This window comes from Streptomyces sp. NBRC 110035 (assembly GCF_000829695.1).
GTDB lineage: Bacteria > Actinomycetota > Actinomycetes > Streptomycetales > Streptomycetaceae > Streptomyces.
This window is the reverse complement of record NZ_BBNN01000032.1, coordinates 63,982-87,487: the sequence shown is the minus strand read 5'-3', so window position 1 is coordinate 87,487 and position 23,506 is coordinate 63,982. Positions and strand designations below refer to the sequence as shown.

At 72.2% G+C, this 23,506-nt stretch carries 23 protein-coding genes; 12 read left to right on the top strand and 11 right to left on the bottom strand.

Features of this window, described 5'->3' with window-relative positions; all coding sequences use genetic code 11:
- Positions 1–155 precede the first annotated feature (155 nt).
- Both TU30_RS22300 and TU30_RS22295 read right to left on the bottom strand, forming a co-directional pair.
- Entirely contained in the window at positions 156–1,670 is a 1,515-nt protein-coding gene (locus TU30_RS22300) for a DUF3152 domain-containing protein (protein WP_078878433.1), read from the bottom strand.
- Between the two features lie 8 nt (positions 1,671–1,678).
- Complete coding sequence (locus TU30_RS22295) at positions 1,679–2,752, bottom strand: alpha/beta fold hydrolase (RefSeq protein ID WP_042172762.1); 1,074 nt, start codon at positions 2,750–2,752, stop codon at positions 1,679–1,681.
- A 199-nt stretch (positions 2,753–2,951) separates the two neighbouring features.
- Between TU30_RS22295 and TU30_RS22290 the strand changes: the two genes are divergently transcribed.
- The 4 genes from TU30_RS22290 to TU30_RS22275 all read left to right on the top strand — a co-directional run bounded on the left by TU30_RS22290 (position 2,952) and on the right by TU30_RS22275 (position 5,063).
- Positions 2,952–3,179 (top strand): hypothetical protein, encoded by a 228-nt coding sequence (locus tag TU30_RS22290; RefSeq protein WP_042172760.1) that lies wholly within the window; start codon positions 2,952–2,954, stop codon positions 3,177–3,179.
- A gap of 218 nt (positions 3,180–3,397) precedes the next feature.
- Positions 3,398–4,042 (top strand): TetR/AcrR family transcriptional regulator, encoded by a 645-nt coding sequence (locus TU30_RS22285; RefSeq protein ID WP_042172863.1) that lies wholly within the window; start codon positions 3,398–3,400, stop codon positions 4,040–4,042.
- Between the two features lie 168 nt (positions 4,043–4,210).
- Positions 4,211–4,438 carry a DUF3107 domain-containing protein gene (locus TU30_RS22280; RefSeq protein ID WP_019522837.1) on the top strand — a complete coding sequence of 76 codons (228 nt, stop codon included), beginning with the start codon at positions 4,211–4,213 and terminating at the stop codon, positions 4,436–4,438.
- 355 nt (positions 4,439–4,793) lie between these two features.
- Positions 4,794–5,063 (top strand): hypothetical protein, encoded by a 270-nt coding sequence (locus TU30_RS22275; protein ID WP_042172757.1) that lies wholly within the window; start codon positions 4,794–4,796, stop codon positions 5,061–5,063.
- A gap of 301 nt (positions 5,064–5,364) precedes the next feature.
- On the opposite strand, the gene TU30_RS22270 is transcribed toward TU30_RS22275, so the two are convergent.
- Positions 5,365–6,120, bottom strand: a complete 756-nt coding sequence (locus tag TU30_RS22270) for a ferritin-like fold-containing protein (protein WP_042172755.1) — start codon at positions 6,118–6,120, stop codon at positions 5,365–5,367.
- A 475-nt stretch (positions 6,121–6,595) separates the two neighbouring features.
- Here TU30_RS22270 and TU30_RS22265 point away from each other — a divergent pair, with 475 nt between their 5' ends.
- Both TU30_RS22265 and TU30_RS22260 read left to right on the top strand, forming a co-directional pair.
- Positions 6,596–9,070, top strand: a complete 2,475-nt coding sequence (locus tag TU30_RS22265) for a DEAD/DEAH box helicase (protein WP_042172753.1) — start codon at positions 6,596–6,598, stop codon at positions 9,068–9,070.
- A gap of 197 nt (positions 9,071–9,267) precedes the next feature.
- Positions 9,268–10,194 carry an alpha/beta fold hydrolase gene (locus TU30_RS22260; protein ID WP_107068546.1) on the top strand — a complete coding sequence of 309 codons (927 nt, stop codon included), beginning with the start codon at positions 9,268–9,270 and terminating at the stop codon, positions 10,192–10,194.
- A gap of 22 nt (positions 10,195–10,216) precedes the next feature.
- On the opposite strand, the gene TU30_RS22255 is transcribed toward TU30_RS22260, so the two are convergent.
- A complete protein-coding gene (locus tag TU30_RS22255) occupies positions 10,217–11,110 on the bottom strand; it encodes an NYN domain-containing protein (protein WP_042172751.1) in 894 nt (297 codons plus the stop codon).
- Between the two features lie 226 nt (positions 11,111–11,336).
- Between TU30_RS22255 and TU30_RS36565 the strand changes: the two genes are divergently transcribed.
- Positions 11,337–11,489: a hypothetical protein gene (locus tag TU30_RS36565; RefSeq protein ID WP_176726152.1), complete on the top strand. Its 153-nt coding sequence runs from the start codon at positions 11,337–11,339 to the stop codon at positions 11,487–11,489.
- 142 nt (positions 11,490–11,631) lie between these two features.
- On the opposite strand, the gene TU30_RS22250 is transcribed toward TU30_RS36565, so the two are convergent.
- The 4 genes from TU30_RS22250 to TU30_RS22235 all read right to left on the bottom strand — a co-directional run bounded on the left by TU30_RS22250 (position 11,632) and on the right by TU30_RS22235 (position 14,961).
- On the bottom strand, positions 11,632–12,237 hold the full coding sequence (locus tag TU30_RS22250; protein WP_042172748.1) for a MarC family protein: 606 nt from the start codon (positions 12,235–12,237) through the stop codon (positions 11,632–11,634).
- A 205-nt stretch (positions 12,238–12,442) separates the two neighbouring features.
- Positions 12,443–13,300, bottom strand: coding sequence for a PHP domain-containing protein (locus tag TU30_RS22245; RefSeq protein WP_042172746.1), 858 nt, complete (start codon positions 13,298–13,300; stop codon positions 12,443–12,445).
- Positions 13,301–13,464: 164 nt separating this feature from the next.
- A complete protein-coding gene (locus TU30_RS22240) occupies positions 13,465–14,109 on the bottom strand; it encodes a DUF6758 family protein (protein ID WP_042172744.1) in 645 nt (214 codons plus the stop codon).
- Between the two features lie 267 nt (positions 14,110–14,376).
- On the bottom strand, positions 14,377–14,961 hold the full coding sequence (locus TU30_RS22235; protein WP_042172742.1) for a suppressor of fused domain protein: 585 nt from the start codon (positions 14,959–14,961) through the stop codon (positions 14,377–14,379).
- A 579-nt stretch (positions 14,962–15,540) separates the two neighbouring features.
- Between TU30_RS22235 and TU30_RS22230 the strand changes: the two genes are divergently transcribed.
- Both TU30_RS22230 and TU30_RS22225 read left to right on the top strand, forming a co-directional pair.
- Entirely contained in the window at positions 15,541–16,659 is a 1,119-nt protein-coding gene (locus TU30_RS22230) for a magnesium and cobalt transport protein CorA (RefSeq protein WP_042172740.1), read from the top strand.
- Positions 16,660–16,785: 126 nt separating this feature from the next.
- Entirely contained in the window at positions 16,786–17,307 is a 522-nt protein-coding gene (locus TU30_RS22225; protein WP_042172738.1) for a hypothetical protein, read from the top strand.
- A gap of 21 nt (positions 17,308–17,328) precedes the next feature.
- On the opposite strand, the gene TU30_RS22220 is transcribed toward TU30_RS22225, so the two are convergent.
- Positions 17,329–18,117, bottom strand: a complete 789-nt coding sequence (locus TU30_RS22220; RefSeq protein WP_042172736.1) for a hypothetical protein — start codon at positions 18,115–18,117, stop codon at positions 17,329–17,331.
- Between the two features lie 260 nt (positions 18,118–18,377).
- On the opposite strand from TU30_RS22220, the gene TU30_RS22215 reads away from it, so the two are divergent.
- From TU30_RS22215 to TU30_RS22205, 3 genes are read left to right on the top strand one after another with little or no spacing between them, the layout of a single operon-like run.
- Positions 18,378–19,733 (top strand): magnesium transporter MgtE N-terminal domain-containing protein, encoded by a 1,356-nt coding sequence (locus tag TU30_RS22215; RefSeq protein WP_234307948.1) that lies wholly within the window; start codon positions 18,378–18,380, stop codon positions 19,731–19,733.
- Entirely contained in the window at positions 19,723–20,355 is a 633-nt protein-coding gene (locus tag TU30_RS22210; protein ID WP_042172734.1) for a DUF1003 domain-containing protein, read from the top strand. Before TU30_RS22215 ends, TU30_RS22210 begins: the two co-directional genes overlap by 11 nt.
- A gap of 43 nt (positions 20,356–20,398) precedes the next feature.
- Positions 20,399–21,532 carry an Mrp/NBP35 family ATP-binding protein gene (locus tag TU30_RS22205; RefSeq protein WP_042172731.1) on the top strand — a complete coding sequence of 378 codons (1,134 nt, stop codon included), beginning with the start codon at positions 20,399–20,401 and terminating at the stop codon, positions 21,530–21,532.
- A 152-nt stretch (positions 21,533–21,684) separates the two neighbouring features.
- Here TU30_RS22205 and TU30_RS22200 read toward each other — a convergent pair whose 3' ends face one another.
- On the bottom strand, positions 21,685–22,365 hold the full coding sequence (locus tag TU30_RS22200) for a hypothetical protein (protein WP_042172729.1): 681 nt from the start codon (positions 22,363–22,365) through the stop codon (positions 21,685–21,687).
- 246 nt (positions 22,366–22,611) lie between these two features.
- Positions 22,612–23,073: a sec-independent translocase gene (locus TU30_RS22195; protein ID WP_042172727.1), complete on the bottom strand. Its 462-nt coding sequence runs from the start codon at positions 23,071–23,073 to the stop codon at positions 22,612–22,614.
- Between the last annotated feature and the right edge of the window lie 433 nt (positions 23,074–23,506).

The window sequence follows — 23,506 nt, the reverse complement described above, 5'->3', positions numbered from 1 at the left end:
GAGCCGCCGTTGACCCGGCGGCTCGTAGCGGGACGAACGTATGCGGACAAGGTGGTGGCGTGATGGACGGTTGTCCGTCGCACCATCAGAAGGGGTGAACGGTCGTAACTTTCCCGCGTGGGGCGCGTTGGGTCGCGCTAAGGGAGCGGATACCGTCAGCTGTTCGGATAAGCCCAGGCATTGGGCCGGCACCTGATCCCGTCGTGTTCGAGGAACTTGGTCTGCTGCTGCATGACCGGGGCCAGGTCGCCGTCCTTGTCACAGGTGACGTGGTTGTACCCGAGGCGGTGGCCGACCTCGTGGTTGATCAGCATCTGGCGGTAGGCGAGCAGCTCGTCGCCGTACGTCGTGGCGCCCCGCGCCCAGCGGAACGCGTTGATCATCACGCGCTCGGTGGCCGCCGAGTCGCAGGACACGTTGTCGACCGTGGTGTCCAGGCCGGACTTGGCGCACCACTCGGCGGTCGTCGCGGGACTGGCGAGCGTGATGACGAAGTCGGGGCGGCCGGAGTGGATGCGTTCGAAGGTGCGGGCGCCGTTGTGCGCCCAGCTGCGGTTGTCGTTGAGCGTCCTGTGCACCGCCTCGGCGAAGAGCGCCCCGTCCAGGCCGAGCCCCTGCTCCACGTCCACGCGGTAGGTGATCCGCTGTCCCTTGCCGGACCCGTCGGCGATGCCGGTCATCGCGTCGAACCTCCCCGAGCCCTCGGCCGTGGCGCTGAACGGGAACTTCTCGTCCATCTTCTGCGCGTACGTCAGCGGCTCGGCGCGGGAGGCTCCCGGGGAGGTGCCCCGTTCGTCGCCCGCGCCCCCGTTCACGCCGGGGTCCCGGACGTCGCGCGCCGCCTGTTCGGGGGCGGACTGCGCCTGGAGGTCGTCGGAACCGTCGCGTTCCTCGGCGACCTGACCGGCCACGACGACCGCCAGCACGGTGGTGACGGCGGCGGCCGCGATCCCGGTGAACGCGCGCCCCTTGGCACCCTTGCTCTGCTCCGTCGCCCCGGTGGGCGGCGCGTCGCCGTCGGGGCCGGCCGGGGCCCCGGCGACCGGGGCCGGGCTCCAGTCGGTGACGGCGGCGCAGGGATCCGCGGGGTGCGCACAGTCCGCGCCGGAGGCCGGGCGGGTCGTGGCGGGGGGACGGGGCGTGAAGACGTCGTCGCCCTCACCGAAGGCGTCGAGGTAGTCCTGCCGCGGGCCCTGCCGCCCGCGCGGTCCCCCTGGCCCGCGCGGCTGCTCGGGCGGTGCCTGGCGCTGTCCCGGCAGGGGCACGGCCCTGCCGGCCGGCCCGGCACCCGCGCCGCGTCCCGCCACCTCTCCCCAGCCGCCGCCGGGTTCCCGCTGCTCGGGGTGGCCGCCGCCACGAGCGGCCCGCGGAACGCCGTGCGCGGGGGTGCCGTCGGGCGGGCGGGGGAAGCCGTGGGCGGGCGTGCCGTCGGGGAAGCGGGGCGTTCCACGCGCCGGCCTCCCGTCCGGGAGCCGGCCGTCCGGAAGCCGCGGCACTCCGCGGGCAGGGGTTCCGGCTCCCGCGGGTGCGCCGTCACCCCGCGCCTCCTGCCCGGGCGGGCCGTACGCGCCGGTCCCGCCGGAGGCCGCCCCCTGCCCCGGGGGCGTCGCACTCCGCGCCGGTCGGGCGTCGCCCTTGGGCGCGGGTCCACGGCGGCTGTGGCGTCCCACGTCGCGCCTCAGCCCCTCAGGTTGTCGGCGGTTGGCCCGCCGTCGGCGGTCCCGTCCGCGGCGATACCGGCGGCCGAGCCCGGGGCGCCTTTCGCGCCCGGCTCCAAAGTATCCCCCTCCGGCGTCGAATCCGTTGCATCCGCGAGGAGTTCGCGGAACGCGGCGGCCACCGCCTCGGGGTATTCCATCATCGCCACATGTCCCGCGTCGGGCAGGGTGACCAGCCTGGAGTCGCGGAACGCGCGGGCCGCTCGCCCGGCCATCCGGAAGCCGACGAGCCGGTCCCGTCCGCCGTACAGCAGCAGGGTCGGCGCGAGCACCCGCTCGGCCTGGCGCCACAGCCCGTGCTGGCCGCCGAGGGTGTAGGCGTTGACGAGCCCCCGCGCGGAGCGGGCCATGGCGTCCCAGAAGTACGGCAGCCGCAGCCGTCGCTCCATCTCCTGCACGGCGTGGCGGAACGCCTCCGGCGTCACCTGCCCGGGGTCCCCGTAGCAGAGCGCCACGACCCCGCGGACGCGCTGTTCCGCGGTCCACCCCCGGGTGATCCGGGTGAACAGCGGGGCCACCCCGGGCACCGCCAGCAGTCCCGTCGGCACGGCGGTGCGCTGCACACGCAGTTCGGGAAGGGCCGGTGACACGAGCGTGAGCGTCCGGACCAGGTCGGGGCGTACGGCGGCGACACGGGTGGCGACCGCGCCGCCGAGCGAATTGCCCAGGAGGTGCACGGGGCCGCGCCCGGCCGTGTCGAGATAACGGATCACCGCGCGGGCGTGCGCCGAGATCGAGTAGTTGCCGTCGTCCGGGGGCGGCGAGTCGCCGAAGCCCGGAAGGTCGACGGCCTCGCTGTGGACGGCGTCGTCCAAAAGGGGCATCAGCGTCGACCAGTTCTGCGACGACCCCCCGAGCCCGTGGATGTGGAGTGCGGGCGGGAGCCCTTCTCGCACGGGCGGCCTCGACCGCACGGACAGGGTGACGCCCGGAAGTTGGACCGACCTGAGCCGCTCGCCCTCGGCGACCCTCACGGCGGCCGCTTCGGAAAGAACGGTCGCGGGCGGCACGGACGGCAGGTCGGTCGAAGACATGCGGCAATGTTACGAGACGATCACGCCGGGGTTCATGTGTCGACGATCACAGGACCGCCGCCCCCGCCGCGTGCACACGGCGTCACGCTCCGGTCGCGGACCGTACGGCGCCCGGATCGGGTGTCTCCCGGGCTCGAACCGAGGGCACCCGTATGTGGCCCCCCGCACCGGGCGGGGGCCACAGGAAGGAAGCCCAGCCATGGCATCAGACCCCACCGAGCCCGAGACGTTCGAGGAAGCCGACGACGCCCGCGAACACCTGGAGTACGGCGTCGAGGCGCCGGAGGCCGACACGGCCGAGCAGCACGCGGACCTCACCCCGGACCGTGACGAGCCGCTGACCGGCGCCGACATCGACCGCGCCAATGAGGCGGACCTCGCCGAGCAGGCCAGGGTCGTCTCCCTCGACGAGGACGACTACCGATGAGAGAGCCGGGGAGGCCGCCGAAGGCCGCCTCCAGGAGAGAGCTCCACACGGAGGCGAGGCCTCGCCGTGCCCTCTCTGACAGCTTTTGAAACCGTCCGTACGGCTTTCGGCGTCGTCCGGTGCGTGAAATTCTGCGCTCTCACCGCGCACAGCACGGTTACCGAAAAGTACGATGACGGCGCGGCTCACACCGCATGTGGACGACAATGGGAGGCGGCGTGACAGCCATCGAGCAGACAGAGACCGTGCGCCCGAGGGGCACACGCCTGCCGCGCCGTGCCCGACGGAACCAGCTGCTGGGCGCCGCCCAGGAAGTGTTCGTCGCGCAGGGGTACCACGCGGCGGCGATGGACGACATCGCCGAGCGTGCGGGCGTCAGCAAACCGGTGCTCTACCAGCACTTCCCGGGCAAGCTCGACCTGTATCTGGCGCTGCTGGACCAGCACTGCGAGTCGCTGATCCAGTCGGTGCGTCACGCGCTCGCGTCGACGCACGACAACAAGCAGCGCGTACGGGCGACCATGGACGCCTACTTCGCGTACGTCGAGGACGACGGCGGTGCCTTCCGCCTGGTCTTCGAGTCGGACCTGACGAACGAGCCCGCGGTGCGCGAGCGCGTCGACCGGGTCACCAACGACTGCGCCGAGGCGATCTGCGACGTCATCGCCGAGGACACCGGGCTGTCGCGCCAGGAGTCGATGCTGCTCGCCTCGGGGCTGGGCGGTCTGGCCCAGGTGGTCGCACGGTCCTGGCTGCACAGCGACCGCAGCGTGCCGCGCGACCAGGCGGTCCAGCTGCTGACCTCGCTGGCCTGGCGGGGCATCGCCGGATTCCCGCTGCACGGCAGCGAGCAGCAGTTCTGACAGCACCGGGCCGCGGAGGCCGGCGGGCGGAGACGGCCGTTTGTTCCCGTCCGCTGTTCGCTCCTGGCGTTGCGGGGGCTGAGCGTGCACATCCCCTCACCGGGCTAATGTGTGCTGGGTACGGCGCGGAAGGTCGCGCACTTCACTGACCGTCGGAGGGACATAGCCGTGGAGGTCAAGATCGGCGTGCAGCACGCGCCCCGCGAGATCGTTCTGGAGAGCGGTCAGAGCGCCGAGGAGGTCGAGCGCGTGGTGGCCGAGGCGCTGGCCGGGAAGTCTCAGCTGCTGAGCCTCGTGGACGAGCACGGCCGCAAGATCCTGGTCCCGGCCGACCGTCTCGCCTACGTCGAGATCGGCGAGCCGGCCCCGCGCAAGGTGGGCTTCGGCGCGCTGTAGGCGGCGGCCGGCGGAACACCGGCAGGCACGGAAGGGTCCGGCGGCTCGGCACCTCGAGCCGCCGGACCCTTCCGTGTCCGCGCCCCGTACCTCTCGCATACCCGGCGCTCCGCTCCGCGCGCCGAGCCTCTGCGCCCCGACACCTCCGGCCCTTCTCTCCGCGTCTGCTCCGTTCGGCTTCTCCCCTGTGTCGTTCCCTGCGCACCCCGTCGTTTCCCCCTGCCGCCCACCACCGTGTCCGCTCCTCACGGACGGCGCACAGGTCCCTTACAGGGAAGGATTGGATTCCGCAGGTCAGGGGTAGGACGGGTTACGACCGATGCGAGCAGGCCGGCCATGTGGGAGGGACCCCGACATGCTCTTGGAAGCGCTCAGTTCAGCGATCCTCGGCCTGGCTCTGGCATGGGCGGCCACGCGCCGCCTGCCGCACCGCCTCCCCGCCCGCACCCTGGTCCTGTCGACCGGTGTGGCCGGGGCCCTGTTCGGCGCGTTCCTCACACACAGCGCGCTGGACGCGGGCCGCCTGCTGACGGTTCTGTTCGGGGCGGCGATCGTCTCCGTGGCGTCGCTGTCGCTGCTGCTGCGCCCCTCGGGCAGACTCCGCGGCCGGTCGGCGACCGCCTGACCGGCCGCCGGAACCGGCCCCGCCGGCACCGGCCGCCCCGGGGCCTGTGGCGAAAGTGACGTCGTCGCCCGGAGGACGACCGCACTGCGTCATGGGGGTTCCCCGCTCGAGCCAAGCCGAGAGCCTGGGGGCGCGTACTCCCGGCGTGCCGCCCGGAAGCCCTCGTACCAAGCGGGCGTACCCGGGTTTCCGGGCGGTGCGGCAGGAGTGCCTGCCGGGCATCGCGCGGCAGACGCCCCTTTCGCCACAGCCCCCCAGAGCCCTGCGGAGCCGGGCAGAGCCCTGCGAGGCCCGGCGGCTCTCAGGCCGCCAGGCCCAGGGCCGCCATCCGCTTGGTGTGGGCCTCGGTGATCCGGGAGAACATCCGGCCCACCTCGGCGAGGTCGAAGCCGTCCGCAACACCGCCGACGAGCATCGTCGACAGGGCGTCCCGGTCGGCCACGACCCTCTGCGACTGGGACAGCGCCTCACCCATCAGCCGCCGCGCCCACAGTGCGAGCCGCCCGCCCACGCGCGGGTCCGCGTCGATCGCCGCGCGCACCTTCTCCACGGCGAACCCGCCGTGCCCGGTGTCGTCGAGCACGCCCAGCACCAGCGCGCGGGTGTCGGAGTCCAGCCGGGCCGCGACCTCCCGGTAGAAGTCGCTGGCGATCGAGTCGCCGACGTAGGCCTTGACAAGACCCTCGAGCCAGTCGGAGGGCGCCGTCTGCTTGTGGAAGCCCTCGTACGCGGCCACGAACGGCTCCATCGCGGCGGTCGGCTCCTGGCCGATCCCGGCCAGCCGGTCGCGCAGCCGCTCGAAGTGGTGGAACTCGGCCGACGCCATCTTCGCCAGCTCCGCCTTGTCCTCCAGCGTGGGCGCCAGTTTGGCGTCGTCCGCGAGCCGCTCGAACGCCGCCAGCTCCCCGTACGCGAGCGCGCCGAGCAGGTCCACGATGGCGGCACGGTACTGCGGGTCGGCGGAGGCGGCCGCCCAGTCCATGGCGGCGACGCCGGTCGGCGCGGCGGGGGTCTCGGGGGTGTCCTCGGCGCGGTCGGGCATGTCAGAGCTCGTCATAATCCGCACAATAGCCCGCTTGTCGCGAGCCGTAAGGTGCTGGTCAGCACGTGTGACGACGAGTACGTGGCCACATCGGCCATGGCGTGTGCGCGAATTCGGGGTATGGTGGTAATGCGCCTGCCGAATACTCTGACGTAGTCGACAGGGCGCTTGTATGAGGATGCCCGGTCGGAGGCCCGATCGGCTCCGCCCCGACCGCTCTCCCTGACCGTACGGCACATTGCGTACGACGATCGGAGGGACCCTCAGCGGTACGAGCGCTAGAGCGTCGGCAGTGGTCCCGTGCCCTACGGCATCCCCGTAAGGCAGCCGACGTCCCCGGCACGGTCCATAGACGACCCCCGCGCTCGCCTCGCACCGCGCACACAGAAGAGGCAGCACCCTGACTACGTTCCGAGAGCTCGGGATTCTCCCCGAGACCGCCGAAGCCCTTGAAGCCGTCGGCATCATCACCCCCTTCCCCATCCAGGAGATGACGCTCCCCGTGGCCCTGTCGGGGTCGGACGTCATCGGCCAGGCCAAGACCGGTACCGGCAAGACGCTGGGCTTCGGTCTTCCGCTCCTCGAGCGCGTGACCGTCCCCGCGGACGTGGAGGCGGGCCGCGCGAAGCCCGAGGACCTCACCGACACGCCGCAGGCACTCGTCGTCGTCCCGACCCGTGAGCTGTGCACGCAGGTCACCAACGACCTGCTGACCGCCGGCAAGGTGCGCAATGTGCGCGTCACCGCGATCTACGGCGGACGGGCCTACGAGCCGCAGGTCGAGGCCCTGAAGAAGGGCGTCGACGTGATCGTCGGCACCCCGGGCCGGCTGCTCGACCTGGCCGGGCAGAAGAAGCTGAACCTGAAGGACGTCAGGGCACTCGTCCTCGACGAGGCCGACGAGATGCTGGACCTGGGCTTCCTGCCCGACGTCGAGAAGATCATCAACCTGCTTCCGGTCCGCCGCCAGACCATGCTGTTCTCGGCGACGATGCCGGGCGCGGTCATCGGACTGGCCCGCCGCTACATGTCGCAGCCCACGCACATCCGCGCCACCGCGCCGGACGACGAGGGCGCGACGGTCGCGAACACCACGCAGTTCATCTACCGCGCGCACAACATGGACAAGCCCGAGATGGTCGCGCGGATACTCCAGGCGGACAGCAGGGGCCTGGTCATGGTCTTCTGCCGTACGAAGCGCACCGCCGCCGATCTCGCCGACCAGCTCAAGCAGCGCGGCTTCGCCTCCGGCGCGGTCCACGGCGACCTCGGCCAGGGTGCCCGCGAGCAGGCGCTGCGCGCGTTCCGCAACGGCAAGGTGGACGTCCTCGTCTGCACCGACGTCGCCGCCCGCGGCATCGACGTGGAAGGCGTCACGCACGTCATCAACTACCAGTCGCCCGAGGACGAGAAGACGTACCTGCACCGCATCGGCCGTACCGGCCGCGCGGGGGCGAAGGGTACGGCGATCACGCTGGTCGACTGGGACGACATCCCGCGCTGGCAGCTGATCAACAAGGCGCTGGACCTGGGCTTCGGCAACCCGCCGGAGACGTACTCCACCTCCCCGCACCTGTTCACCGACCTCGGCATCCCCGAGGGCACGAAGGGTGTGCTGCCGCGTTCGGAGCGCGTCCGCGCCGGGCTCGACGCGGAGGAGCTGGAGGACCTGGGCGAGATGGGCGGCCGTGGCCGGGGCGGCCGCGGCGACCGGGGCGAGCGGGGCGACCGGGGTGACTCCCGGTCGGCCGATCACGAGCGTCCGGCCCGTACGCCACGCCGCCGTCGCCGCACGCGTGGCGGTACACCGCTGAGCGAGTCGGCGCAGCAGCCGGCGGCCCCGGCCGTCGAGGGCAGCGGTGGGATCACGGGTGAGGCGGAGGCCGGCACGGCTTCCCGCGCTCCGCGTCGCCGTCGCCGTATGCGCGGTGGGGCCGCGGCCGAGGCGGCCACGGTTCCGGTGACCGCGGCCGAGTCCGCCGAGGCCGCTGTCGCGACGGCGGAGGGCACGACCGGGCACGCCCCAAAGGCCCCGGAAGTCCTCGGGGGCCCGTCGGACGAGACCCCGTCGAAGCCGCGCCGCCGCCGGACCCGCAGGTCCGCGGAGACGGCAGCCGTCGACACCGCGGCCGACACCGCGGCCGACACGGCGGTGACGGCCGCCGTCGCCCCGTCGGCCGAAAACGCCGCCACGACCGCAGCGACCCCGGTGACCGACGAGCCCGAGGCCCCCGCCGCCGAGCCGCTCCGCCGCCGGACCCGCAAGTCCGCGGCCGCGACTGTGCCTTCGGCTGCCGAGGCAGTGGTGGACACGGCCGAGGCGACCGCCGCGTCCGCCCCGGAGCCGGCGGAGACCAAGCCGCGCCGCACCCGCAAGAGCGTGGCCGGGGCCCCCGAGGCCGTCGCGGCCGAGGCCGTGCTCGACACCGCCGAAGGCACGGAGGCCAAGCCCCGCCGCCGCACCCGCAAGGCCACCGCGACGGCCGAGGCCACCACGACCGCGGCCGGCATTCCGGCCCAGGCCGCGTCCGAGGCCGAGCCGGAGGCAGCCGTGGCGACCAAGCCCCGGCGCACCCGCAAGGCCACGGCGACGGCGGAGACGACCGTGGACCCGGCCGAGGCCACCGAGGCCAAGCCCCGGGCCCGCCGCACCCGCAAGGCGGCCGCCACCACGCAGCAGGCGGAGGCCATGCCGGAGACCGCGGCGGTCGACACGGCCGAGGCGAAGCCCAAGCGCACCCGGAAGACGGCTGCCGCCAAGACCGTCGACACCGCTGGGGCTGTCGAGACCGCCGAGGCCAAGCCCCGGGTCCGCCGCGCCCGCAAGGCCACCACCGCGGGCACCGCCGACATCCCGGCACAGGCCGCGTCCGAGGCCGAGCCGGAGACGGCCGAGGCCAAGCCCCGGGTCCGCCGCGCCCGCAAGGCCGCCGCGACGGCTCCCGCGGAGCCCACGGAGGTCTGACGCGCACCAGAGGCGCCGTCCGACGGCCCGGTCCCGCACCTGTGGGGCCGGGCCGTCGGCGTCACCCGGCACCCCGCTCACACCCCGGTGCCCGCTACCCTCACCCCGTGACCAGCCACCCCTCCCCCGTTCCCCCTGCTTCTCCTTGCCCTTCCGCTTCCGCTTCCGCTTCCCCTGCCCCCTCTCCCTTCTCCGAGCTGCCGGCCGGCGCTCGGGCGTACCGGCTCCGCACCGCCCGTGGGGAGTTCGCCGTCGTCGACGTGCCGCCGGACGGCGGGGTCGAGCCGAAGGGGGTCGTGCTGTCGCTGCCCGGGCTCACGGGGAGCAAGGAGGATTTCACCCTGGTGCACGGGCCGCTCACCGCCCGCGGGTACCGCAGTGTCGCCGTGGACGGGCGGGGCCAGTACGAGTCGGACGGGCCCCTGGACGACGAGTCCGCGTACGCGCGGGCGGAGCTGGCGCGGGACGTGCTCGCGCAGGCGGAGGCGCTCCGCGCTCCGCACGGAGCGGACGTACCGCTGCATCTGGTCGGGCACTCGCTCGGCGGCCAGATCGCCCGCGCCGCGGTGCTCGAGGACCACTCCCCTTTCCGTTCGCTCACTCTGGTCTCGTCCGGTCCCGCCCGGATCTCGGTCTCCCAGGAGCAGCGCGTGAAGCTGCTGCGGGACGCGCTCTCCCGCATGACGATGGCGGAGTGCTGGGAGGCGGTCCTGGCCCTGGGCCCGCCGGAGGAGGTCGGCGGGCCCGCGCGCGGGATCGGCGGCCAGGAGCATCTGCGCCGCCGCTGGCTGGGCACCAGCCCAGCTCAACTACTTGCCACGGGAAGGCAGTTGTGCGTGGAGCCGGACCTGGTCACCGAACTCGCCGCCGTACCGCTGCCGTTCCACGTGCTGTCGGGGGCGCACGACGACACCTGGCCGGTACCGGACCTCGACGTCATGGCCGTACGCCTGAACGCGCACCGCACGGTCGTCGCCGGGGCCGAGCACTCCCCCGCCGTCGACCGGCCCGGGCCGACCGCGCAAGCCCTTGCCGACTTCTGGGACGGCCTCCAGCCCCGCCCCACCGGCAACGCCGGCACCACCGCCACCGCCGCCGGGCCCCTCACCCAGTACACCCGGTAACATCCAGTAACACCCGGTACGCCTAGTACTGCCCCTGGAGGTGGGTCCAGAAGCCGTCGCGCAGGGCGCGTCGCAGGTCGGCCTGGCCGCGCAGGGAGTACTGCAGCAGCCCTTCGGCCTCCACCAGCAGGTCCTGGTCGACCGAGCCGGGCAGGTAGGGACGGCCCGGCAGCAGTTCCACCAGCGAGTCCCGCCCGCGTGCGGAGAGCCACTTCGCGGCGATCTGCGCACCGACGAAGCGGACGTCCTCGCGGGCGGGCCGGCCCGTCGCGGGCTCGTACATGGGGCCCGTGCGCCGGGAGACGTACGGCTTGAAGAAGTCGAGGTCGAAGGTGCGCTGGCTGTCGACCTCCCAGAGCAGGGGCTCGGCCTGGTTGCGGCCCTCGGGCGCCTCTATGCCCCAGAGGTGGACCCGGGCGCCGTACCCCTGGGCGGCCTCGACCGCCGAGACCAGGTCCTCGTCGCCGCCCAGCAGGGCCGCGTCGCTGATGGCGCGGTGGCGGGCCAGTGACTCCAGGTCGGAGCGGATCAGGGAGTCGACGCCCTTCTGCTGGTTGTTGGCGTTGAGGTTGCCCAGGCGGACCTTCACGTCGGGGAGCTCGGCGATGGTCTGCTGCTCGGCGGTGTGGATGCGGCGCCTGGCACCGTCGTACCAGTAGACGCGCAGCAGTCTGCTGTCCGCGAAGATGGTGCGGGCCCGGTCGATGAGCGCGTCGATGAGCCCCTCGGCGTCGAGGTCGAAGGCCCGGCGGTCCTCCGTCCCGGCCACCAGCCGCCCCGCCGCCGCGTACAGATAGCCCGCGTCGACGAAGATCGCGTGCGTGGAGGGCGTTTTCGCCACCTCGGCGAGCATGCGCTGGAGCAGCTCGTTCGTGCGGTCGATGCGGGAGCTCAGGTCCGCCAGGTCGTCGTTCATCGCCTCCATTGTCCCGGCGGTCACTGTGCGAACACAACCGGTCCCGGTCGGTCTCCCACGAAAACCTTACTCGTCAGTATTTAGCAGATCGAAGAATTTCCTTAGCGTAGGGAATGTTTGCAGGGGGCAACTCGTTGAGCACTGATGGAGCACGGACCACTCCGGACCGTTCCGACCACCCCAGTAGTTCTCCTCCAGGAGGATGACCAGACGAAGGGAGAAGCCCTTGCGCTTCGAAATCATGCGACTCGACGACGTCGACGGCACTGCCGTGGACACCACCGTCGTGGACGCCGCCTCCGTCAACCACATCGTGCAGCAGGCCGCCGCCATCGGGCAGCGCCTGTGGATCCGCCCGGCCGACACACCGGCCTCGTAACGCAGGACACCGGGTCCGCGCCGACCTTCCGGAGCCCCCGTACCGCCATCGCCGGATACGGGGGCTCCGTGCGTCCCGCGCCTGGCCGTCCCGTCCTCCCCCGCCCCGCGCGCGGCCGTCCCGCGCGGCTCGGGCGGCATGGTCAACTGCCCTGGATCACCTGCGTGACCCCGTTGATGATCTGCTGCACGGCGATCGCGGAGAGCATCATGCCCGCGAGCCTCGTCACCAGGACCACCCCGCCGTCCTTGATGACCCTGATGATCAGCAGCGAGTACCGCATCACCAGCCACAGCACGACGTGGATGGCGAGGATCGCCGCCCACACCGACACCTGGGCCGTGCCGCCGTCGGCCTTCTGCACGGCGAGGATGACCGACACGATCGCGCCGGGCCCGGCCAGCAGCGGCATGCCGAGCGGCACCAGAGCGACGTTGACGTCCTTGGTCTGCTGGGGCTCGTCGGTCTTGCCGGTGAGCAGGTCGAGCGCGATCAGCAGGAGCAGCAGCCCGCCCGCGATCATCAGCGCGGGCACGGACACGTGCAGGTAGTCGAGGATCTGCTGCCCGATCAGCCCGAACAGGACGATCACGCCACCGGCCACGCAGACGGCCTGGAAGGCCATCCGCTTCTGCGCCTTGGCGGGCCGGCCGGCGGTCAGGGCCAGGAAGATCGGGGTGATTCCGGGGGGATCCATGATGACGAAGAGGGTCAGGAAGAGGGAGCCGAAGACGGCGACGTCGAACATGACTGCCTTGCTGTGAAACGAACGAGAGAAGAGGGAGAGGAGGGGTGGGGAGAGCGGCGAGCAGGGGGCACCGGAAGGACACGTGCCCGGAAGCACTCGACGCCCGGGCCCGGAACGGGGAGCCTCAAGGAGCGGGAAAGCCCAGGAGGAGGGCGGGCGCCGCCCCTGCGAGGGGCGCCCGCCCGGGGGCGTACGGACGGGCGGCTCAGGCGCCGCCGGTCCCCGGCACCGGGAACGCGCCGGTCGCACGGCGTGTGATCTCGCCGTACACCTCGGGGTCCGTGGTGAACTCGCCGGGCACGCAGCTCTTCCGGCTGCCGTGGTAGTCGCTGGATCCGGTGACGAGCAGTCCCAGTTCCTTCGCGAGGCCCCGCAGCCGCGCCCGGGTCCCTGGGTCGTGGTCCATGTGGTCGACCTCGATGCCGTCGAGACCGGCCTCGGCCAGTTCGGCGATGGCGGACTCCGGTACGGTCCGGCCGCGCTTGCTCGCGGCCGGGTGGGCGAAGACCGCCACCCCGCCCGCGCCCTTGATCAGCCGGAGCGCTTCGAAGGGGTCGGTCTCGTGCTTCGCCATGTGGGCCCGGCCGCCGTCGGCCAGCCACTGCGAGGTGAACGCGTCGTTCACCGTCTCCACCACACCCAGCTCGACGAGTGCCGTGGCGATGTGCGGGCGGCCCACCGAGCCGTCGCCGGCGATCCGCGCGACCTGCTCCCAGGTGACGGGCACCCCCAGGTCGTTCAGCTTGGCGACCATGCCCCGGGCCCGCGGCACCCGGTCGTCCCGGACCAGCTCGCGCTCGGCGAGCAGCGCCGGCTCCTCGGGATCGAAGAGGTAGGCCAGCATGTGCATGCTGATGCCGTCGTAGCGGCAGGAGAGCTCGGCGCCGGTCACCAGCGTGAGCCCCGCGGGGAGTGCCGCGAGGGCCTCGGCGTGTCCGCGGGTGGTGTCGTGGTCGGTCAGGGCGACGACGTCGAGACCGGCGACGGCGGCCGCGTGGACCAGCTCGGCCGGGGAGTCCGTACCGTCGGACGCGGTGGAGTGGGTGTGCAGATCGATACGCACGACGCGTGGCTCCAAGCGGTGACGGGCGGACGGGGACGCTTCAGGATAACCGCACTTCCGCGTACTCCGGTCACACCCGAACCCGCCCGGCGCCCCCTACATCCACCTTTCCCTGTCCGCGCACTCGCGCCGACGCTCCCCACCGGCTCCCCCGCCGCCACGGATCACGGCGCCTCCATCAGCCGCGGGGACAGCGCGCCGCAGGGCACCAGCTCCACCTCGGCCCCGGCGTCCCGCAGGTCGGTGAGGACCAGTTCGTCGTACATCAGGAGCCCGGACTGCTCGGGCCACACCACCGCCCACAGCCACATCCCGAGCGCCTCGCCCGCGAAGACGGCCCGGTCGTCCGGCGGCCCGGAGACGTGCCAGAGCGGTGTCGGGCGGCCGGCGGCCAGCACCTTGGTGTCGGCGGGTTTCTCGACGTCCAGGTACGGCCCCGGGTCCGGGCCGTCGACGCCCGCGTACCGCGCGCCGAGTCCGACGCCGAGTTCCTCGGCCACCAGGATCAGCTCGCCCATGCCGCCCAGCGGCCCGGGTCCGGTGCACGCGACGGCACTGGCGCGGCCGCCGCTGCGGTCGTCACCGGCGCTGGCCACACCGCTGAACAGCCAGCCCACCGGCAGCGGCCACGGCATCCACACCGGCACCCGGGTACGGTGCACGACGACGTCGAGAGCCTCGACGCTCGGCGGTATCACGGGCTGGACCGGATGCACGGTGCCGTGCGCAGCACACTGCCAGGCATCGGAGAAGAGGCCGGGAGCCCTGACCCGGCCACCACACTTCGGGCAACTGGGTTCGCCCCTCATAGGGCCCCACGGTCCTACCCTCGCACCGCCACGTCAAGGACGATCACCCGTCCGGACCGAACCGGTCACTCTCCACGTCAAGGACGGCCACCCGTCCGGGCCGAACCGGTCACCCTCCACCACCGACCGGCCCGCCCGTGCTCCCGGTTGCCCCCCAGGCCGTCGTGGTCCTCGCCAACCGGGACCTCGTGGATCGATGGTGACGGGCCGACACAGGTGAGTTTGCTCACTCCCACGCGGCGCTCGCCCACCCCGCGGGGGAGCCGTTCAGTCCAGTGCGACGGAGGCGCGGGCGGGATGCCTCAGGTCCGTTTCCCGGGTCAGCCAGCGTTCCTGGAGGGCCTGGGCGCCGTGCACCCGCTTCCAGGCGGCCTCGTTCGGCGTCATGGGCAGCAGCGGCAGGAACCGTACGGGCTCCATGGGCTCGTCGAGCTCCAGGTCCTCCACCAGACCGCCCGGCTCGGCGACCAGCACCGAGGTGAACGGGGCCCCGGGCCACAGTGGTCCACCGACGTCGAGGGAGGCGCCGGGGGCCACGACCACGCCCTCGACCTGCGGGGACGCGGCGAGCACGGCGAGCGGGCGGAGCACCTTGTCGGTGTCGGCGAGACCGGTCCGTACCGACAGCACCAGTTCCGCACGCGGGCCCGCGACCGGGTCCGCGATCACCGCCGTGGGGTCGGCCATGGGCTGCGCGGACATGCCGAGGGTGGCATAGCGCACGATGTCGCCCGCCTGGAAGCGCAGCACCTCGACGCGGTCCGTCCCCAGGAAGGTGACCGCCGCGCGTGCGTCCGGTTCGCCCAGGGCCGTACGCAACCGGGCTTCGACCAGAGGAAGAACGTCTGCCATGCGGCGAGCATAGAACTCGTCGGCAACGGGCGAAGCGGCGCCTTGACACGGAGGGCGGCTGCTAGTGTGGCCCGGTGGTTCGGGGCAGCACGCAGTAAGGCCCCCAGGCAACGCCCAGGCCCGTCAGGGCATTTTCAGGGCACTGGGAGAGTCCGTCGGAGCCCCTGTACCGCTATGACGCTCCCCTTGCGGGGGAATCCCCCCAGGGGATCAGGATCGTCCCTCACGGGGGACCGGCCGGAGGAGGTGGGGCTGGCATGGACCGAAGTCGACCGTGCAGTAGCACCCGCTCTTCCACCCGTTGATGTAGCTGCTCCGTTCCGGCTGCCACCTCGCATCATCGCGTCTTCATCGGAAGAGCATTTCGTTTCGTCCCGACTGATCTGCCCCAGTAGCTGCATCAGCGACGAGACTCGCCACCGCGACGATGCGGTGCTCCCCGCTTTGTGGACGTGCCAAACATCCCCTGCCCCGGCTTTCCCGGAGGCCGGGTCATTTCTGGTACGGACGTCCTCATTCCGGGTGGTTCCGCCCGTCGCACCGGCGCCTTTCGTTGCCCGTTTCGCGAAGGAGCCCGCCATGTCGATGATCCGCGACCTGCGCGCCGTGGTCCGTCCCTCCCGTGTCTCGCTGCGCAAGGAGAGCAGCTCCCCGTACGACACCACCCGTGACCCGGCGACGGCCACCGCGGTCGTCGACTGCGCCATCTACCGCGACGGCCGGCGCGTGGAGACCGAAGGCCCGCTCACCCCGCAGGAGGCGATGCGCCTGGTGCGCCGCGACTCGGGCTTCGTGTGGATCGGCCTGCACGAGCCGACCGAGGACGAATTCTCCGGTGTCGCACGCGAGTTCGGACTGCACCCGCTGGCCGTGGAGGACGCCGTCCAGGCCCACCAGCGGCCCAAGCTGGAGCGCTACGACGACTCACTCTTCACGGTCTTCAAGACCATCCACTACCTCGACCACGACCGGCTCAACTCCAGCAGCGAGGTCGTCGAGACCGGCGAGGTGATGTGCTTCACCGGCCGGGACTTCTTCATCACCGTCCGGCACGGCGGCCAGGGCTCCCTGCGGGCCCTGCGGCACCGCCTCCAGGAGGACCCCGAGCTGCTGGACAAAGGCCCCTCGGCGGTCCTGCACGCCATCGCCGACCACGTCGTCGACGGCTACCTCGCGGTCGCCGACGCGGTGCAGGACGACATCGACGAGGTGGAGACGGAGGTGTTCTCGCCGGGCCGGGGAGGCACCCCGCGCGGCACCGACGCCGGACGGATCTACCAGCTCAAGCGCGAGGTGCTGGAGTTCAAGCGGGCGGTGTCACCGCTGCTGCGGCCCATGCAGCTGCTGAGCGAGCGGCCGATGCGGCTGATCGACCCGGAGATCCAGAAGTACTTCCGGGACGTCGCCGACCACGTGGCCCGGGTGCACGAGCAGGTGATCGGCTTCGACGAACTGCTCAACTCCATCCTCCAGGCCAACCTCGCGCAGGCGTCCGTGGCGCAGAACGAGGACATGCGCAAGATCACCTCGTGGGCCGCCATCATCGCCGTACCGACGATGGTCTGCGGTGTGTACGGCATGAACTTCGACTACATGCCGGAGACGCACTGGAAGTACGGCTATCCGGTGGTCCTCGGCGTGACCGTCGCCCTCTGTCTGGGCATCCACCGCACGCTGAAGCGCAACGGGTGGCTCTGACACCGGCACCGGGAGGACCGGAAGCCGGAGACCGGGAAGACCGAAGGCCGGAAGGACCGGAAACCGGAGACCGGGAGGGCCCTGGCATCCGGAATCCGGCTCCGCGGCCCTGGATAGGCTGGGCCCATGACAAGTGCGACCAGTGCGCTGTTCGACCGGGCCCTCGTCGAGGAGGCCACCAAGAAGTCGGGCCTCGTCTGGGTCCAGGGGCCCGGTGTCCCGGCCCGGCCGCTGTGGCATGTGTGGCACGAGGGTGCGATGTGCCTGGTCGGCGACGGTCCCGGCGAGCAGCCGCTGCCGGGGCTGGTGGACGGCGGGCCGGCCGAGGTGACGGTGCGCAGCAAGGACAAGGGCGGGCGGCTGGTCTCCTGGGCCGCGACGGTCGTGGAGCTGCCGTCCGGCTCCGAGGAGTGGGAGGCGGCGGTCGCCGCGCTCAAGGGCAAGCGGCTCAACGCGCCCGACGGCGAGGCGATGCCGGAACGCTGGGCCCGTGAGTGCCGGGTCCTGCGTCTGGAACCGACCGGGGTGACGGCACCGCTGCCCGACGGTTCCCTGGCCGGGCCCCCGCCGGCGACCCCGGTGACGACCCGGCGTCCTGCCCCCGCGGGCCTGCCCCGGCTGCTGGCGGGCCGGAAGAAGCGCCGCTGACCGGCCGGCCGACCGGTGCTCCTAGGACGTCGGGAGCTGCCCCTCGTAATCCAGCGTCTCGTCCTTGGCCGGCTTCTCCAGGGCGAAGTCGGTGCCCCAGGCCGAGAAGGTGAGGGTGCCGGCCTTGCCGGCGCGTACCAGGCGCAGCGGGTACGGCTTGCCCTCGAGGGAGACGTCCAGGGTGCCGCCGGAGCCCTGGTCGCCGGTGACGCGGATGCTGCGGACGCCGTCCTGCTCGTGGTGGCCGTCCGTGGCGAGGGTGCCGTGCAGGGTCAGCAGGCTGTCGAGGAGAACATCCTTGTCCGCGAAGCCGATGAACTTCTTGTACGACGGGTCGCCCTCCGGCACCTTCACGTACTTCTCGGCGAGCTTGCCGGCCGCCGCCGCGTCCGGCGCGCCCTCGCCCTCGCCCTTCGCATCGCCCTCGCCGGCCCCGCCGTCCGCCTGGCCCCAGAACTTGGCGTCGGCCTTCAGGAAGAGCTCGTCGTCGACCTTCAGCAGCCGGAAGGTCTGCTCGCCGGCGGTGACCGATCCGATGCCGCCCTCGGGCTTGAGGCGCATGTCGAGCGTGTACGTACGCCCGCTGGTGACCACGTTCCCGTGCAGCCGCACGGTGTCGACCGACTTGGCGGCCGTCCGCGTCCTGTTCTGGATCTCGGCGGCGGACAGCTTGCCGACACCGTTGGTGCCCTTGTTCGGGTCTTCTTCCTCGGAGGAGCATCCCGTGAGCGCCGTTCCGGTCACGAGCAGCACGCACACGGCACTCGCCAGCGTGGCTGTGCGGGAACGGCCCGGGGAGATCGGAGTCACAGGTTGCGCTGCCTCTCTGACGGGGACCTGAACGGCGTACCGCAGATTACCGGGACCGCACCGGCCCCTCGGAGGCAGTCCGTCCGGACCGGCTCCCGAAGCACCGCCGGTCCGGACGGGCTAGCCTGAAGCCGCCTGAACGGGGCATCCGGACCACCGGCACGGTACGCGGGGGAGAAGCGGCAGGACCAGAGCAGGCAGCACGCAGCACAGGCAAGGCGGCACGGCAGCACCGCCCCGTACGAAAAGGAGCCGCCGCCATGGCAGCGGGTGCCCCCCGGTTCTTCGTCTCGCACATCTCCGGCGTCGCCACCTTCGACCCGGCCGGTGACCAGGTGGGGCGGGTGCGCGATCTGGTCGTCATGCTGCGGGTGGGCGGGCGTCCGCCGAGACTGCTCGGTCTGGTGGTCGAACTCCCCAGCCGGCGCCGCATCTTCCTGCCCATGAACCGGGTGACCGCCGTGCAGTCCGGTCAGGTCATCACCACCGGGGTGCTCAACGTCCGGCGCTTCGAGCAGCGGCCCACCGAGCGGCTCGTCTTCGGCGAGCTCCTGGACCGCAGGGTGACGCTGGTGGAGACCGGTGAGGAGGTCACCGTCCTGGACCTGTCGGTGCATCAGCTGCCGGCCCGTCGGGAATGGGAGATCGACCGGGTGTTCGTCCGCAAGGGCAGGAAGGGTGGAACGTTTCGGCGGGGCAAGGGGGAGACCCTGACCGTCGAGTGGTCGGCGGTCACCGGGTTCTCGCTGGAGGAGCAGGGGCAGGGCGCCGAGAGTCTGCTCGCCACGTTCGAGCAGCTGCGTCCCGCCGACCTGGCCAACGTCCTGCACCACCTCTCCGCCAAGCGCCGCGCCGAGGTGGCCGCCGCCCTGGACGACGACCGCCTCGCGGACGTACTGGAGGAGCTGCCCGAGGACGACCAGGTGGAGATCCTCGGCAAGCTGAAGGAGGAGCGCGCCGCCGACGTCCTGGAGGCCATGGACCCGGACGACGCCGCCGACCTGCTCTCCGAACTGCCCGAGGAGGACAAGGAGCGGCTGCTGAGCCTGATGAAGCCCGGTGACGCGGCCGACATGCGGCGCCTGATGGCGTACGAGGAGCACACCGCGGGCGGTCTGATGACGACCGAGCCGATCGTGCTCAGGCCCGACGCGACCGTCGCCGACGCCCTGGCCCGGATCCGCAACCCGGACCTGTCCCCGGCACACGCGGCCCAGATCTACGTGTGCCGTCCGCCGGACGAGACCCCGACCGGCAAGTACCTGGGCACGGTCCACTTCCAGCGGTTGCTGCGCGACCCCCCGTACACGCTGGTCGGCTCGATCATCGACGACGATCTGCAGTCGCTGGCGCCGGACGCGGCGCTGCCCGTGGTCGCCGGGTTCTTCGCCGCGTACGACATGGTGGCGGCGCCCGTGGTCGACGAGACGGGCGCGCTGCTGGGGGCGGTGACGGTGGACGACGTACTGGACCACATGCTGCCGGACGACTGGCGGGAGACCGAGTTCCACCTGGACGACGACGTCCCGGACGGGACCGACGACGCGGACAGCAGGGACGTCAGGGACGTCAGGGACGTCAGGGACGACGAGGGGGTGGTGACCGATGGCACCTGAGCGCAACGGTGTGCGCGAGCAGCGTCAGCCCGCGGGAGCCACGGCCTCCGGCCACCGGCCGCGTACGCCCCGGTTGGACCAGCCGCTCCCGCCCGGGCGCCGGCTGGTGCCCGAGTGGGACCCGGAGGCCTTCGGGCGTCTGTCGGAGCGGATCGCGCGGTTCCTGGGGACCGGGCGGTTCATCGTCTGGATGACGGTCGTCATCATCGTGTGGCTGGTGTGGAACGTGGCCGCGCCCGAGGAACTGCGCTTCGACGAGTACCCGTTCATCTTCCTGACCCTGATGCTGTCCCTCCAGGCCTCCTACGCCGCCCCGCTGATCCTGCTCGCGCAGAACAGGCAGGACGACCGCGACCGGGTCAACCTGGAGCAGGACCGCAAGCAGGACGAGCGGGTGATCGCGGACACCGAGTACCTGACCCGGGAGATCGCCGCCCTGCGGATCGGGCTCGGAGAGGTCGCGACGCGCGACTGGATCCGCTCGGAGCTCCAGGACATGATGAAGGAACTCGAGGGACGGCAGAACGGACACCGGCCCCATCAGGACCATCAGGACCACCAGGACACCATCACGGCAATGCGGGCACAACGGCCTCCGGAACGTGACGCAGACGACCGGTAGCGGGCTTACCCGGGGGCGTACCGGGCGCCGTACCATCGACACCATGGCTACGGAAGACGCGGTGCGCGAGGCACTGGCGACGGTGAACGACCCCGAGATCAACCGGCCCATCACCGAGCTGGGGATGGTCAAATCGGTGGAGATCGGCGCGGACGGGGCGGTCGCGGTCACCGTGTACCTGACGGTCTCCGGCTGCCCGATGCGGGACACGATCACGCAGCGGGTGACGGACGCGGTCTCCCGGCTCGAAGGCGTCACCCGGGTCGACGTCACGCTGGACGTGATGAGCGACGAACAGCGCAAGGAACTGGCGAACGCCCTGCGCGGCGGCCAGGCCGAGCGCGAGGTGCCCTTCGCCAAGCCGGGCAGCCTGACCCGGGTGTACGCGGTCGCCTCCGGCAAGGGCGGGGTCGGCAAGTCGTCGGTGACGGTGAACCTGGCGGCGGCGATGGCGGCCGACGGCCTGAAGGTGGGCGTCGTGGACGCCGACATCTACGGCCACTCGGTGCCGCGCATGCTGGGTGCCGACGGGCGTCCGACCCAGGTCGAGAACATGATCATGCCGCCGTCCGCGCACGGTGTGAAGGTCATCTCCATCGGCATGTTCACCCAGGGCAACGCGCCGGTGGTGTGGCGCGGGCCGATGCTGCACCGCGCCCTGCAGCAGTTCCTGGCGGACGTGTACTGGGGCGACCTGGACGTGCTGCTGCTCGACCTGCCGCCGGGCACCGGCGACATCGCGATCTCCGTCGCGCAGCTCGTGCCGAACGCCGAGGTCCTGGTCGTCACCACGCCTCAGCAGGCGGCGGCCGAGGTGGCCGAGCGGGCGGGTTCCATCGCCGTGCAGACCCACCAGAAGATCGTCGGCGTGGTCGAGAACATGTCCGGCCTGCCCTGCCCGCACTGCGGCGAGATGGTCGACGTCTTCGGCACCGGTGGCGGCCAGTCGGTGGCCGACGGACTGACCCGGACCACGGGCGCGAACGTCCCGGTGCTGGGGTCCATCCCCATCGACGTGCGCCTGCGCGAGGGCGGCGACGAGGGGAGGCCGGTCGTCCTGTCCGACCCGGAGTCCCCCGCGGGTTCGGCGCTCCGCTCGATCGCCGGCAAGCTCGGCGGGCGCCAGCGCGGCCTGGCGGGACTGGCGCTGGGCATCACGCCGAGGAACAAGTTCTGAGCGCTCCAGGGGCCCGTACGGGGCCGTGAGCGTGCCGTGGTCCGCTGTGCCGCGGGGCGCCGTCCGTCGGGCGGCGCCCTTCGCCACAGGGGACAGCCCCACGGGGAGGCCCGTACGAGGGCCCGTACGGGAGCAGCGATACGCTCCGCGGCTCAGGGGGCCGCGTAGGCGGTGATGTCCTTGACCACGGCGAAGCCCAGGCCGTACGCGCTCATGCCCCGGCCGTACGCGCCGACGTGCACGCCCGCCCGCGTCGATCCCGCGAGCACCCAGCCGAACTCGGACTCCCGGTAGTGGAACGGCGTCGGCACCCCGTCCACGGGGAGGGAGAGCGTCGACCAGTCCGGTCCGTCGAGGTCGTCCGCCAGCACCCAGGCCGTCTCCGTCTGCTGCTCCAGCCAGTCGTCGCGCAGGGAGTGGTCCATCTGGCCCGGCCAGGTGAACGACAGCAGCCCCACTCCGGCCAGCCAGGCGGCGGAGGACACCGAGGTGGCCTCCATCAGGCCGGTGCCGTCCGCGCTGCGGCGCACCGGGTTCGCGGCCACCGTCACGGCGACCGCGAACTTCTCCTTCGCGTCCTGGCCGGTCTGCTGGGCCGTGTACTCGCTGCGGACCGAGGGCTCGTCACCGTGTCCGATCGACCCGTGCTCGACGGCCCCGTCGGCCGCGGTGGCGACCTGCATCAGCCAGCGCCGCCCCGTGAACGCCTCGTCCAGGCCGTACCACGGGAAGGGCGCGCTCAGGTAGCCGTCGACCGTGCGCCGGCCGAGGGGGACCTGTCGTCCATCCTCCGCGGCCGACGCCTGCGCGACTGCCCGACTCGTCGTCTCCATGCCCGGACGCCTCCTCGCTCTCGTCGGACCGGGGGCGGCCCGCCCCCCTTCGGGCGTACTCGTCCGGACCGCACAACAACTCGGGCAGCATAGCCACCTCGTGGGCGCGCGCCGGGAAAGCACTCGGCACATGAGCCGCACGGACGTCCGGTTCAGGCCGTACGGGGGCCTGACGGAGTATGAAACGCGTCACGCACGGGGGGGTGTACGTGCGCGCCGGCCGGCCCTGCCGACGCCCGGTGGGGCTCAGGTGGCGTCCGCGTCGAAGGGCGGACGGTCGTCGACGGCCGCCTTCTCGGGCTTCTTCGTCATGTCGAGGCGACCGCCCGCTGCGGGCGCGGAGGAAGCAGCGGAGGAGGACGAAGAGGCCGGGGAGGACTCGGGGTCGCGGCCGTGGACGGCGTCCGTGACCTCGGTCATCTCCTTCTTCAGGTCGAATCCGCTGCGGATCTCCTTGAGCCCCAGCTCGTCGTTGTCCAGGTGCTTGCGGATGAAGGTCTTGGGGTTGAGGTCCTCGAACTCGAAGTCCTTGAACTCCGGGCCGAGTTCCTCGCGGATGTCCTGCTTGGCACTGTCCGAGAAGTCGCGGATCTTACGGATCGTCCTGCTCACGTCCTGGATGACCTTGGGGAGCTTGTCCGGACCGAAGACGAGTACGGCGAGGACGACGAGCGTGACCAGCTCGAGCGGTCCTATGTCATTGAACACCTGAAGCTCCTTGCGATGTCCTCGGCCCTCGGCCCTCGGTGGTCAATGCGTCGACGGGTCCGTGCGTCCGTGTGTCCGTGTGTCCGTGCGGTCTTCCGTGGTCCGGGCCGGGTCCACGGTACCCGGCCACCCCGTACGACCGGTACTGTGCCGGGCCCTCCGGCTGCGTGACGCGTACGGTCTTCGCCGACTGTTCGCCCTCCCTTGTCCCTCGCGCCCGAGTGTCTGCCGCGCTCCGTGCCGCCCCGTGTCCAGGGCCTGTGGCAGAAGGTGGCGCCGTCGCCCGGAGGGCGGCCGCGCGGCGCCATGAGGGCCCTCCTCTGCTCGAGCGACGCCGAGAGCTCGGGGGAGCGCGCTCCCGGCGTGCCGCCCGGAAGCCCTCGTACCGGGCGGGCGTACCCGGGCTTCCGGACGGTGCGGGTGCGGGTGCGGG

Coding starts and splice junctions, on each gene's coding strand:
- TU30_RS22265 (WP_042172753.1), top strand. CDS start 6,596: ATGACGCTCCCCGTGGCCCTGTCGGGGTCGGACGTCATCGGCCAGGCC.
- TU30_RS22240 (WP_042172744.1), bottom strand. CDS start 14,109: ATGAGGGGCGAACCCAGTTGCCCGAAGTGTGGTGGCCGGGTCAGGGCT.
- TU30_RS22275 (WP_042172757.1), top strand. CDS start 4,794: ATGCTCTTGGAAGCGCTCAGTTCAGCGATCCTCGGCCTGGCTCTGGCA.
- TU30_RS22290 (WP_042172760.1), top strand. CDS start 2,952: ATGGCATCAGACCCCACCGAGCCCGAGACGTTCGAGGAAGCCGACGAC.
- TU30_RS22205 (WP_042172731.1), top strand. CDS start 20,399: ATGGCTACGGAAGACGCGGTGCGCGAGGCACTGGCGACGGTGAACGAC.
- TU30_RS22255 (WP_042172751.1), bottom strand. CDS start 11,110: ATGAACGACGACCTGGCGGACCTGAGCTCCCGCATCGACCGCACGAAC.
- TU30_RS22215 (WP_234307948.1), top strand. CDS start 18,378: ATGGCAGCGGGTGCCCCCCGGTTCTTCGTCTCGCACATCTCCGGCGTC.
- TU30_RS22200 (WP_042172729.1), bottom strand. CDS start 22,365: ATGGAGACGACGAGTCGGGCAGTCGCGCAGGCGTCGGCCGCGGAGGAT.
- TU30_RS22295 (WP_042172762.1), bottom strand. CDS start 2,752: ATGTCTTCGACCGACCTGCCGTCCGTGCCGCCCGCGACCGTTCTTTCC.
- TU30_RS22270 (WP_042172755.1), bottom strand. CDS start 6,120: ATGACGAGCTCTGACATGCCCGACCGCGCCGAGGACACCCCCGAGACC.
- TU30_RS22235 (WP_042172742.1), bottom strand. CDS start 14,961: ATGGCAGACGTTCTTCCTCTGGTCGAAGCCCGGTTGCGTACGGCCCTG.
- TU30_RS22225 (WP_042172738.1), top strand. CDS start 16,786: ATGACAAGTGCGACCAGTGCGCTGTTCGACCGGGCCCTCGTCGAGGAG.
- TU30_RS22210 (WP_042172734.1), top strand. CDS start 19,723: ATGGCACCTGAGCGCAACGGTGTGCGCGAGCAGCGTCAGCCCGCGGGA.
- TU30_RS22250 (WP_042172748.1), bottom strand. CDS start 12,237: ATGTTCGACGTCGCCGTCTTCGGCTCCCTCTTCCTGACCCTCTTCGTC.
- TU30_RS22230 (WP_042172740.1), top strand. CDS start 15,541: ATGTCGATGATCCGCGACCTGCGCGCCGTGGTCCGTCCCTCCCGTGTC.